The organism is Pseudoalteromonas luteoviolacea DSM 6061 (assembly GCF_001625655.1).
In the GTDB taxonomy this organism is placed as follows: domain Bacteria; phylum Pseudomonadota; class Gammaproteobacteria; order Enterobacterales; family Alteromonadaceae; genus Pseudoalteromonas; species Pseudoalteromonas luteoviolacea.
Map to the genome: position 1 here is coordinate 23138 of NZ_AUYB01000118.1, position 12406 is coordinate 35543.

The window sequence follows — 12406 nt, forward strand, 5'->3', positions numbered from 1 at the left end:
ACTATTTATCGAATACTTTTTAGTGCAATAAAGCTGTGCTCGATAGTGTCTTTAATCCCCCAATTTTCCTTAAATACACCACCTTGATTGACGGCATCTCGTCTTACATAGGGCGCATTTGCCCACTCTTTGTCAGAAACTGAGAAGAACCTTACCTCTGCTGCATGGTGAACGTCATGACTGCATAGCTCAGTATTCCCCACTACAAGATATTTACTTGGTGCTGCAACAAAGAGCATGTAAGCCCACCATTTTATTGGCGCATTTGAGTCGTACTCTTTTCCAAAGAACCTACCCGCTGTAAATTTAGTTTCGGCTTTTAACATAGGGTTTTGGCCCGGAACCAAAGCAGGTTGGTGTTCTGACAAATTTTGGAACAGCGACAAAACGCCAAACCCAAATACCAGAGGCAATAAGTAACCCATTAAATACAAAAGCCCAAAGCCAAACTCTATTGCGATAACCGGTAATACACTATGAAAACCAATTGCAGCCCACTGCCTAGTGCGAATAGAGCGCTTGGTTGGCATCATAGAGGTTAACCCTGGCTCTACTGTAAATGGCGCAAAATTTGCCCGAGCTCGCTCTGCAAACAGCTTGGTGTAGTAACTCGGGCTCACAATTAACTTAATCGTATGCAGCCAATACCAACTTATAGAGCGACCAGCTTGATACCCCCATTTGTCAAAAAAGCTCGCATCCGGATCTGCGATAGAGTTTAAACGGCCATGATGACCCCCGATATGACTCAGCTTATACATCCACATAGGTGTAGACAGTGAAAGAATCGAATACGCTTCACCCAATACCCTGTTTACCCACTTGTTACGATGTAAAGTTCCATGCGCAGCATAGTGCGTAAAGCTCACTTGCATTGTCCGCATACTCGCAGAAATGAGCAATACAGCGATAATCCAAATTGGAAATAAAAGTAAACCGAACTCTAAAAACAGAGACGTTAACCAAATACCCGTAGTTAAAAAGGTCAGCGTCATTATCTGACGCAATAACTGAGTTCCTTTAATTAATGGCGGTAAGGCACTTGGCGCTTTACCTGTTATTTCGGTTAAAAGTTGCTGAACAAAAAGGTAACCGCTTCTGGGAAGTTTACTGCCTATATGTGTCATAGATTCTCGTATATCTGGATGACTTTGAGCCTTACTCTGTGTGTGTCTGGCAAATTTGAACAGCTCAATTAGTTTAAGAAAGTAAGATTTAAAATTAGTAGAGATTTTCATGGAGTTCTCCAAAAAAGTTTATGAAGTCAAAGCCCCATTGCCTTGCTTCAATGACTTCCGCGAACTCCCCCCTACTTTTTTGGAGAAAAAATAAATTTTTTAAAAAAATAAATTCCTATTAATTTTCAGCCTATTAGAAACAAAATAATCTCTCTATTTAATTAGCGACAGTACCACCACCCCAAAAAAGGTATAAACCTTTCTCTAAAGTTATTCTCTTAAGTGCGTATTCCATAGCAAAGGTTGTTTTATAGGCATTCGTGGGGCTGGTTGGGTATTACATTGAATTTGATAGGACTAACTTGATTGGCCTTTAAAACTTACTCTTGGTAGCTCACAAATAATTGTGCATAAATTGGATAAAGCCCCAGCCGTAGTTTCAAGATTTGAGTTAGCAAAACTCAAGCACGTCCGTTGTGTCAGGATATCAAGTGCGCTCTGGTATAGCTTTATTGCACTAAAACCACGTTCAAAGTAGAGTTGAGCTAACCTTGATTCTTGAACACATTCAGGAATTAAGTAACTTCGAGTCGAAGTGACAGCAATTAATAAGGAAAATTATGTTAAAAAGAACAGCAATAGCATGCGCATTGTTGGCAAGTCTAAGTGCGTGCAAACAAACCAGCCAAGTCGTAACTCCGACAAGTTCCCTGCAACCAGTTTCAGATTTTCGTACCTACTCCGCAGAGACTTTTTTTGATACCACCAGTATTTCCGGTAGCGCATTTAGCCCTGATGCAAAAAAAATACTCGTAAACTCTGATGAATCTGGCATTTTTAATTTGTATGAAATAGACGTAGGAACGGGTGTTAAAACACAACTAACAAAGTCACCAGATTCTACCTATGCCTTAAAATACTTCCCTAAAGACAACCGACTACTCTTTACCCGAGACAATAATGGCAACGAACGGTTTCATGTTTTTGTTCGACATGAAGACGGTAAAGTGCATGACTTAACTCCTGGTAAAGATGTGAGAGCAAAATTTGTCGGGTTTTCAAATGATGAAGATGCTTTTTACATCTTGAGCAACAAACGAGATCAACGATTTATGGATCTCTACCTCTTTGATGCAAAAACCTATGAAAGCGAGCTAATTTACAAAAATGATAAAAACCTGAGCGTAGAAAGAGTGAGTGAAACTGACCGTTACATCGCTTTAGTAAACGCCCAAGGCAATAAAGATAGTGATTTGTTTTTACTTGATCTGAACTCACCAGAAGCAAAACCTGTTGAAGTATCGAATGTGCCATATGAGGCTAACTTTTCTTCTTCGGCATTTTCAAAAGATGACAAATACCTATACTACAGTACGGATGCACACGGTGAATTTTACCAAAACTGGCGCTATAACATAGCGACAGGCGAACACACACCTTATGTTGTACAAGACTGGGATATCCGGTTTTTATACTTTTCTGACGCCGATAGATACCGTGTTGTCGGTGTAAATGAAGACTCAAGTATCAAAGTGACCGTCACTGACTTAAAAAAACAAAAAGACATTAAATTACCTAAACTGCCAGCAGGTAGTATAAAAGGCGTGAACTTTTCTGATGATGAAAAATTAATGTCGTTCTATCTTAATTCAGATACCTCCCCAAGTAATTTGTACGTATGGCAAGTAGGTAGTGATTCGGTAAAACAGTTAACTTCGACTTTAAGTGAAAAAATAAACCCAGCGCACTTAGTTGAAAGTACCATCGCTAGATTCAAGAGTTTTGATGGCCTAGAAGTACCGGGCGTACTCTATAAGCCCAAGCAAGCAAAACCAACAAATAAAGTTCCTGCGATGATCTATGTACATGGGGGCCCTGGTGGACAAAGTAAGACTGGCTACAGTGCTCGAGTTCAGCACCTAGTTAACCAAGGCTATGCTATTTTTGCTGTTAACAATCGTGGCAGCTCAGGATACGGTAAAACATTTTTCCACTTAGACGATAAGAAGCATGGTGAAGATGACTTACAAGACATTGTTTGGAGTAAAAAATACCTTCAAGAACTAGACTGGGTTGATCCAGAGCGCATTGGTATTATGGGTGGTAGTTACGGAGGGTATATGACAGCTGCAGCGCTGGCATTTGAGCCTGAAGAGTTTAAGCTCGGTATCAATGTGTTTGGTGTCACTAATTGGGTTAGAACCTTAGAGTCCATTCCACCTTGGTGGGAAGCATACAAAAAGTCCCTGTATGAGGAGCTTGGTGATCCAGCAATAGATGGAGAGCGATTGCGCCGCATTTCCCCACTGTTTCATGCCAAAAACATAACCAAACCACTGATGGTGGTACAAGGTGCAAATGACCCGCGCGTACTCCAAGTTGAGAGCGACGAGTTGGTCGATGCAGTACGCTCGAACAATGTCCCCGTCGAATATGTGCTATTTGAAGACGAAGGGCATGGATTTTCTAAAAAAGAAAACCGTATTGAAGCATCTCAGGCATATTTAGATTTCCTTAAAAAACACCTGTAATAATACAAATTCAATAAACAATGAGCAGCACAGGCCCAATTTTCTATCATGGGTCTGTACTTTTTAACTCAGTAATTATCCAATCTCGAAATGCCTTTATCTTTGGCCATTCAAAATGTCGTTCAGGAGCGACCAAATAGTATCGAAACTCGCACTGCCATGAAAATTCTGGGTGGATTTCTAACTGCCCGAGCGCTAACGATTGCGCCACTAATCGCCTACGTACCAACGAAAACCCTTGCCCAGCCACCGTTGCCTGCAAAACCAAAGCAGCATTATCAATTTTTAAATTGCTTGACGCATGTCCGCTAAGCCCAAGCTGGTCGCAAAGTTCAAACCAAGCTAACTCGTTATCTCTGCCTTCGTCATAAATAAAGTTATGTTTAGACAGTTGAGAACGAAGCGGCTTATTCGGGTTTATCAACCCCGGTTGATAGGCTATGACCAGTTCATCTTCAGCAATAAGTTCGCTTTTTAAACCGTTGTAGTCGCCAAGTCCAAAGCGTATCCCGATATCGATGTCATCTTCATTAAAATCTGCCAGTTGCTCAGTTGGGTCGATGCGCAATTGGTAGTCTGGTAATGCGTTTTTAAATTGCGCTAGCCTCGGTAACAGCCAACAAGAGGCAAACGACGGTAATACAGACAAGTTTATGGTACTTGGGTTTGGATCTGCTTTTAACGTGGACAGACCCATATCTATTTGTCCAAAAGCCTTGTGCAAATAGGGCAGTAAGTCTTGCCCTTGTTGAGTAAGCACCACTTTTCGGGTCTGCCTTTCGAACAGTGTGCATCCTAATTGCTGCTCTAATATTCTGATCTGCTGACTGACAGCAGCTTGTGTAACAAACAGAGCTTCTGCTGCTTGTTTAAAGCTGCCTAACTCAGCCGCGGTTTTAAAATACCAGAGTCCTTTTAATGGCGGTGATTTCATGACTTTTATACTTAATTAAAACTTAACTATAAGTCAGATTTTCTCGTTTGTCAGTTTTGAGTAAGCACACAATACTTAGCGGTGAATACAGACACACAAGGACCATTTATCATGAAATATGCAATTATCTTAGCTTTTTTTACTATCGCGTTTACTTCATCCGCTCAGCAGGTACAAACTGAAAGAGTATTTACAAATGCAGGTTACCCCTACAAAAACTTAATTATGAAAGCGGAACGAATTGAACTGATTTATTCAGAAGATGAGGATAAAACAAACTGTCGAGTTAAGGTTTACAAATCCGGAAAACTTCATGAAAGTGCGCCTATGGAGGTATCCTCTAAAGCATTTTCTAGTGATCCTGTTCAAAGCTGCTTAGCTAGACAAAACGCTAAACAGATATTAAGCCTACTGTGAATTTTTCGCTCTGAAATTTCGGATACTTATCAACCAAAAGCTTTTAAATACCAATCAACATTTAAAAGCTTTGACCTAATTAATTCAAACAACTCGATTAAGCCACGCTCTCAACTTTTTGTCATCAAACCTACTGGGCTTTGATGTCGCGGTTAATAAATGATATAGAACGAATTTGAGTGTTGTCTTGTATACGGCAAGACGCAGGCTACTCTAGTAGGAATTGCTGTTTTAAGTTCATTTTACCAAGATCAGAAGACATTAAAAAATGCACAAATGCCCAGCTTTACCAATATAATATATCGGCTTAAATGAGCGCCATTTCGTTTCTGCCTCCATCAATTTATGCGAACTCATGACGTGACCTTACAATAACTCATTACGAGAAACATGCTCGAAAAATGAAGCTTTGCCAACTTGAATTGAGACCTCAAGAAATTCAGAATACTCCGCAAGCCCCTCATTTAAACAACGTGGTGAGAAGCCAATAACACCGCGGCGCAGCTTTTTCCTAAATTAAGCATAATCATAAATATCAAAGTAACATTAAGCTCAAACGAAAAACACTTAATGGTTGGTACTTGATATAAGTGGGTATTAATAAGTGCTAAAGAGTAGTTATAAGATAATTAATTACCTATTATAAACCTTTAAACACCAAAAAATTAACCAGTTGCACCAGACGCTGACCTTTGTTACTTTAATAGGGCTAAAATAATAACTTAAAATAAAGGAGTTAAATATGAAAGTTAAGTTGAACAAAAAGCCATTAAAGCAACTATCAAAAAATAAAGTAGCATTACCTGCAGAGGCAACACCTCAAGTAGCTGGTGGTAGTTACAAAAACCAGACTATTGTGGGTACTTCATGTCAAACTTGCCCTATTATAGTGTAGTTATAGGCTAATGGATTGAGGCTAGGTAGTTTGTACTTGGCCTTTTAAATATGGTTAAATTTTTCGCTTTAATAAGCGTATCTTTTAAATCTCATTTTTATTTCCTTTATGGGCCTTTGTAGCCACATTTCCTTTAGGCTTACGTAGCCACGTAACACTATTAAACGGCCTTCATCATCAGTGATAATCTCTCCTAAAGATTTAACTTCAGTACCAAATGTAACCAACCTAGGAAAGGTCGCGTTGTAACTTTGAGGCACATTTACTTTGTCAAAAACTGCACAGGACTGTTACCAATTCTGGTACCCCCAACGGATGGATGAAGCGAATAGTTCATTGTCATATCCTTTAGTTGAGTTATCAACTACTCGAATTTGTTCGCCTACAAAGCACACAAATAGTCTTTCAAAAGCTGCAAATGCAGATTGAATAAACTGCAGCACCAAGGAAAAGACATAAGTATTTCACTCTATTACAAGCGGCACACCTTCTTATAGGTTAAGCTTAAGCGCATAATAAATAATAACTTTATTCTTTACACTAAAACATCTCTCACTGTATGTTTTACAATCTTTGTGACCTTGCCTGACTATTTAAAAACATGGCATAGGCACTTTTCATGTTTGGATAAGTACCATATAAAACCCGTTTTACATTGGCGTAGTCCAATGAACTACATGGTTTTTTTTGCTCACTAAGCATCAATGCTTTTAGGCTCTGTTTTCCAGATTTTGAAGACATTAAAAAGTGCACAAAAGCCCAACTGCTTCTATACATGGTAACGGGATCGGAGGATTGCCAAGTATCTTCAGCGCCAATAAGTTGGCTTGGCCTAAGCACTTGACCCCTTATGTAGCCACTTCGAGAAATGTGATTAGTCGGTTTAACTTTGCCTACTTGCATGGATACTTCAACGGTTTCAAAATACTCAGCAAGCCCTTCATTTAACCAGCGTGGAGAAAAGCCTATGACTGCCTGATTGATTGCATGTACTGCTTCATGGATTGCAGTTTGCATTGTTCCCTCATATGAGGTTTGTTCAACAAACGCCGTATTTTTAATTCCAAAGTACACACCTACGGTGCCAGTTGGGTCGCCACCATATGTTTTTACTGCACGCTCGTAGCGTCTTCGAGATGGAAGTACTTGAATTCTAAGTGTGACCTTTCGCATAGCTTTAAGGCCAACAATGCTGGTATAACCTCTAAAAATGGCATTAAGTCTAGAGCTCAAGGTATTTTTAAATTGATGTGATATGGTCGGCCCACTGATCTCCAAATCAAAGTAATCCAATACTCGACTGCTACGCGGCTGGTACGTTTTAGCGCCACCAGCAGGCTTTTTGTCTGAGTAATTAGTAACACCGTTGCTATCAACCCAGGTGTAAATCCCCCGCTCTACTCGGTACTTTACGCGTTCACTGTTGCTGGGCTCACATCGGCCAAAACGCCTAAGTGTATGCTGATGATCAACGCCTAATTGGTGCTTAGAGTGGTGAACTTGCTCTTTAGTCGGCCTTAAATGTGATGTGGTACGAAAAGAGTCATCGTCAGCCTTTTGTTTTAATGGCTTGTCATTTTGCTGTGATAAATAAGGCTGTACTTCGGCAACCCAGAACTGCCGTCCATCAAAAAAGAGATATAACAATGCCGAAAATACGACCAAACAAGCCTTAAATATAGACCCCTTCCATGCGTCCCTATCGTCGTTCATTCCTTTTCTATTATTCCTTAATCTATTTTCTTGTATTTCCTAGCACGCCGAACCTAGTCTTTTTGAAATTTAACTTCACTTTGTATTCTGAAATACATTTGCTGTGGTGTGCACTCTATCACTTATCACGCTCTCAAAACACGACTTAGCGCAATACATCTCCAATATGTTTTTTATGCCAAATAGTGCAAGCCATTAGCGTAACCAGCCCGCTTGTATAAGTGATATATAGCGGCAGTGACGTTGCAGCGTCTTCTGCATACATAAATATGCTCGATAACACCCACGCCGAAATTGCGCCTATAATCAACCAAATAGCGGCAGATAGTAATTTATATCGCGGTGCGCTCACATAAGCCGAAAACACCACACACGCAGCCGCAACTGCACCGATAATTGGCTTTTTCCAAAGCCCAAGCGTCTCGGCAAATAGCCCCGCAGCAGTCGCTGATACCACAAACACGAAAATAACAATTACAATTGAAATTAAAAAGCCAAGTGCCTGATTCATATAAAGTCCTATACGTAAATACTGAATTTACCTGTTTAAGTTCGACACTCGCCTAATAAAAAAGCAGATAGCCATTAGTTAATATAGTCAATAACCGGTACTGACCTGAAATTAAGAAGTTTTTCTTGATGTTCCCGCGACTCCATTACCACCGACAAATACGGTGCTAACCGCATTTTTTCATCTGAGGACAAGGCGAATTCAAGCTTGAACTTGCGTTTACTACCCAAAGGCACAACAAAGTAATCGGAGGTTCTAAAACCATACCGTTTCTCACCAATATAAAATGCATTGACGCTGGCATGGCTGTCTTTGTGATCAATTACGTAGCTGTCTGAGTCAATTCTAAATTCATTGTCTTTTGGCAGCAGGTTAATCGCATAAAATGAGCAGGTAAGATTTTTACCGCGCTTCTCACATGCCTCTTGTTTTACTTCAAAACCCGCATAATTTTGAAGTGTTCTCACAGGTCCATCGTATTCATCATTAAACATAGACATCGACAGCCAAGGATCTTTTAGAAACATCCCTGCACTAAAAAACGCTACACAGACACTGGCCGCAGCAGCAGATTTAAACACACGTTTTAAGGTACTTTCGGAGGACCTTTCAAAACGATAATATAAATAACCCACAAGACTGGTTCCCAATAACACAATAGGCAAAAACCTGATCACACTACACTCAGAATAAAACACATACGCTTTGAGTGTTTCGACAATGTCTGTCGCATACGCGCCAATGAGAATGCTGACTATAAAAGCGCTTAGTGCCATCAGCTTTTTAACTGAAAACAAGGCCGCTTTTTTAATTTGGCTAGGTTGTTGCGGTGCTGATTCTTCCATTGGTTTCCTTCCTAAGTGTAACGCGCTATTTAGACCTGCGGGGTTGAACTGGGACAATAAATTTACATTTCAATTACATTTAGTGCAAGAGGGTTGTGGACTTATACCATAGCCATTCCATAAATAATGGTAAAAATCAGCGGATAAGAATCTGGTTCAAAATAACAAAAAGCGCTAAGATACAATGGCTTTCATAGAATTAAGAATAAAAACAACAGGATTTGGCCATGCAGCAGATTGGCATTTATGAGCAGCTGATTACCCAAGTGGTAGAGCAAAACTTAGACCGCGAGCAGTTTTACATCGGAGAGCGTCAGCTTGAATCAAACGAAGCCTCTGTGTGGCTATCACGCTTTCTCTCAAAACTGGTCGCCCATGCTATTGATGCTATCCCAAATAGTGATGACAACCGCATCACCAAGCAAATTGAGCTGGCCAACAAGCTGGTGTTTTGGTTAAAAGATCACATCAGAGACGATCAATTGATCAGCGAAAACCTCATTGATTCGCAAGGTCGTATTCTCACCGCCCTGTTTGACAAGCAAAACACAATTTCGAGGGATTTAATCTATTTTAGAATCGGTAATCACCTTTTCAAGATACAATGCACTTTTTATAGGCTCTATTAAAAAAATTAAAATAAAAACAATCAATAAATTAACCAAACAAAAGCCAAACAACTGTGCAGTAAAGTACAAGTCAATTGAGAATGAAAGCGAGGCGACAACACCAGAAAATGCAAACAGTAGTGTACAAAGCACGATCAATGTTACACATGCTCTATAAAACAGTTTATGGATGAAACCATATTTAATATGAATATCCCCCCCATCCACTTCAATAAACCCTTTAGCGTGCTTTAGATGATACCATGTAGCTTTTGTGTGCTTTTTCTCAAAGTTTATAAGAGCCTCTCTCAAACCAACACCCGCTCTAATTTTTGTATTTGCATAAAAAGCAGCTTCGTTTAACGACTCCGTGTTTATAGCTTGAATATTTTCATCAATACAGTTCGTATCATCAATATCTTTTAATATTTGCAGTTTCCTGCTCGAAGATGAAATATACAACTCAATTGCTTTCACCAAATTAGCTTTAAAAAGTAAAGAGATTATTATTGAAACAAATAATAAAGTTGCAATAAAAACTCCATTGCTAGGCAGTTCAACAGCTCCGTTTAACCCCATGAACTGAAAAACCCACTCAAGAAGTGATGAATTATTCTTCATTTTACTATCCTTAAAATGTTAAGTTGCTAAAATTTAACCATTTGCTAGGGCATACAGCAACAAATGATTGTAGATATACACAAGCCTGGTATCATGCTAGCGTTTATTGCAAAGGTATATTTTGAATGGAAGATAAAGAAGTTTTAGTTGTTGATCTATTTGCTGGACCAGGCGGACTTGGGGAAGGTATTTCTTCAGCCCAAACAGCTGATGGTAAACATCCATTCAAAATTGCAATGTCTGTAGAAAAAGATCCATCTGCACACAAAACACTGACAACCAGAGCACTATTCAGAGAATTAAAACTCGGTTCTCATGATTTATCTAATTATTATCGATATGCACGCGGTGAAATCACCAAGCAAGAACTTTATGAGCTGCACCCTAAAGAGGCTAAAAAAGCAGAAGTTGAAACTTTAAATTGCCCAACAGAGCTTGGCAAAGATAATGAAAAAGTTCATAAGCGTATCAAAGAGCTAGTAGCAAAACACTACGGGCCTAAAGTTGTCATCGGCGGTCCACCTTGCCAAGCATATTCTCTTGCGGGACGTTCTCGTAATGCAGGAAATAAAGACTATGTGGCTGAGAATGACTCGAGACACTTTTTGTATAAAGAGTACTTAGAAGTCCTTAGTTTAGTTGAACCCGAAGTCTTTGTTATGGAGAATGTAAGAGGAATTCTTACTGCAAAGGTAAATGGTCAGCTTATATTTCCTGAAATACTAAAAGACTTGAGGGCTCCTGGGAAAGTTACACAAAATAAAACACATCATGAGTATAAAATATTTTCTTTAGTAGCATCAGCTGAAAATGAAAACTTGCCAGAATATAAAAACTCATCAGACTTTCTAATAAAATGCGAAGATTTTGGCATTCCACAAGCTAGACATCGAGTGATACTGTTAGGCGTACGATGCGACGTTAATGCGACACCTGCAATACTAGAAAAAATTGAAAGTAAACTGACTGTTGAACAAGCAATAAGTGATTTACCGAAGCTTAGAAGCGGGTTTTCAAAACAAAAAGATTGCTCAAAGAGTTGGGAACTGGCAATTACAGAGCATGCTTCTCAGCTTAAAACATTATTTCGAGACAAGAGCACCATTACGAAGAAAAGTTTGACTCCATATAAAAACCTAAATCGTAGCGAAAAAAAGCCTACTAGCATACCGAATCAAATGCCCAAGTATTACAAAGACTGGATTTATGATGAAGCACTAGAAGTAGTGTTAAATCACGAAACTCGAGGTCATATGAAACAAGATCTGCTGCGTTATGCTTATTGCGCTGTGTTTGCCAACTTAAACAATACATCCCCTAAATCAAGAGACTTTCCAGCATCTTTGGCTCCTGCTCATAAAAACTGGCATACAGGAGCACATGCTGACAGGTTTAGAGTACAAGTAGCTTCTGCCCCAGCAACAACCGTAACAAGTCACATTTCTAAAGATGGCCATTATTTCGTGCATTACGATCCAAAACAGTGTAGAAGTCTAACAGTTAGGGAGGCAGCACGATTGCAAACCTTCCCTGACAATTATATTTTCGAAGGAACCCGCACTAACCAATACGTTCAAGTCGGTAATGCTGTGCCTCCGTTACTAGCAAAAAAAATTGGGGTAACTGTTATGAACCTATTATCTAGTTGCTTGAGCAAGCAATGATTCCAATTCGTTTTCAAAGTCATAATCGGGAGAACCTTGTCTTGAATAGTTTATAGAAAACCTATTCAAGATGTCTTTGTAGAAGCTCTCAGCAACAGTGCCAACGACCCTGTACCCATCACTAAACTTATTTTGTTCAACAGACTTTAACTTTTGGAAGTCTATCACGCTAGGTACATTAACAGGTCCTGACTTAGGTAAATAGTGATATCTACTTAGTTTATTTTTCACCATATTGCCTAATGAGGTTTCAACACTCTTTTTACTTGAATTGGAATTATTAATCTTATGTTTAGACACTGCTTTCTGCACTCTTTCTAAATTGAAGATATTTTCTACCTTGGCGATCTGTATAAACTCGGCTTTATTATTAGCTAAATCACAATGAGGTGTTAGCACTATATATATATCATCATTATCATCTATAAGAATTGCACCACCTTTCAACTTAGTGCTTGGGTATATATACAGGGCAAGATCATGAACTTT

Annotated in this window: 11 protein-coding genes and 1 pseudogene; 5 read left to right on the forward strand and 7 right to left on the reverse strand. The window is 39.3% G+C overall.

Annotation, left to right across the window (positions count from 1 at the left end; translation table 11 throughout):
• Window positions 1–5: 5 nt before the first annotated feature.
• Window positions 6–1238: a fatty acid desaturase gene (locus tag N475_RS16785; protein ID WP_063365625.1), complete on the reverse strand. Its 1233-nt coding sequence runs from the start codon at window positions 1236–1238 to the stop codon at window positions 6–8.
• Window positions 1239–1798: 560 nt separating this feature from the next.
• On the opposite strand from N475_RS16785, the gene N475_RS16790 reads away from it, so the two are divergent.
• On the forward strand, window positions 1799–3709 hold the full coding sequence (locus N475_RS16790; RefSeq protein WP_063365626.1) for a S9 family peptidase: 1911 nt from the start codon (window positions 1799–1801) through the stop codon (window positions 3707–3709).
• A 46-nt stretch (window positions 3710–3755) separates the two neighbouring features.
• Here N475_RS16790 and N475_RS16795 read toward each other — a convergent pair whose 3' ends face one another.
• Window positions 3756–4643, reverse strand: a complete 888-nt coding sequence (locus tag N475_RS16795; protein WP_063356116.1) for a LysR substrate-binding domain-containing protein — start codon at window positions 4641–4643, stop codon at window positions 3756–3758.
• A gap of 111 nt (window positions 4644–4754) precedes the next feature.
• Between N475_RS16795 and N475_RS16800 the strand changes: the two genes are divergently transcribed.
• Window positions 4755–5060 (forward strand): hypothetical protein, encoded by a 306-nt coding sequence (locus N475_RS16800; RefSeq protein ID WP_063365627.1) that lies wholly within the window; start codon window positions 4755–4757, stop codon window positions 5058–5060.
• 742 nt (window positions 5061–5802) lie between these two features.
• Window positions 5803–5955 carry a hypothetical protein gene (locus tag N475_RS25545; protein WP_155730852.1) on the forward strand — a complete coding sequence of 51 codons (153 nt, stop codon included), beginning with the start codon at window positions 5803–5805 and terminating at the stop codon, window positions 5953–5955.
• A gap of 564 nt (window positions 5956–6519) precedes the next feature.
• On the opposite strand, the gene N475_RS16805 is transcribed toward N475_RS25545, so the two are convergent.
• The 3 genes from N475_RS16805 to N475_RS16815 all read right to left on the reverse strand — a co-directional run bounded on the left by N475_RS16805 (window position 6520) and on the right by N475_RS16815 (window position 9024).
• A complete protein-coding gene (locus N475_RS16805) occupies window positions 6520–7668 on the reverse strand; it encodes a DUF1570 domain-containing protein (RefSeq protein WP_063365628.1) in 1149 nt (382 codons plus the stop codon).
• A 145-nt stretch (window positions 7669–7813) separates the two neighbouring features.
• Complete coding sequence (locus tag N475_RS16810) at window positions 7814–8179, reverse strand: hypothetical protein (protein ID WP_063365629.1); 366 nt, start codon at window positions 8177–8179, stop codon at window positions 7814–7816.
• Between the two features lie 74 nt (window positions 8180–8253).
• Entirely contained in the window at window positions 8254–9024 is a 771-nt protein-coding gene (locus N475_RS16815) for a hypothetical protein (protein ID WP_063365630.1), read from the reverse strand.
• A gap of 227 nt (window positions 9025–9251) precedes the next feature.
• Here N475_RS16815 and N475_RS25550 point away from each other — a divergent pair.
• A pseudogene (locus N475_RS25550) lies at window positions 9252–9590 on the forward strand (DUF3427 domain-containing protein); the annotation flags it as partial.
• Here N475_RS25550 and N475_RS16820 read toward each other — a convergent pair.
• The gene (locus N475_RS16820; protein ID WP_063365631.1) at window positions 9588–10253 is read right to left on the reverse strand and encodes a hypothetical protein; all 666 of its coding nucleotides are present in this window, start codon (window positions 10251–10253) and stop codon (window positions 9588–9590) included. The pseudogene N475_RS25550 and the gene N475_RS16820 overlap by 3 nt on opposite strands.
• A gap of 125 nt (window positions 10254–10378) precedes the next feature.
• Here N475_RS16820 and N475_RS16825 point away from each other — a divergent pair, with 125 nt between their 5' ends.
• Entirely contained in the window at window positions 10379–11917 is a 1539-nt protein-coding gene (locus N475_RS16825; protein WP_063365632.1) for a DNA cytosine methyltransferase, read from the forward strand.
• On the opposite strand, the gene N475_RS25740 is transcribed toward N475_RS16825, so the two are convergent.
• A partial coding sequence (locus tag N475_RS25740; protein ID WP_211270617.1) for a hypothetical protein occupies window positions 11891–12406 on the reverse strand: 516 nt, incomplete at its 5' end. The two genes, N475_RS16825 and N475_RS25740, sit on opposite strands and share 27 nt — an antisense overlap.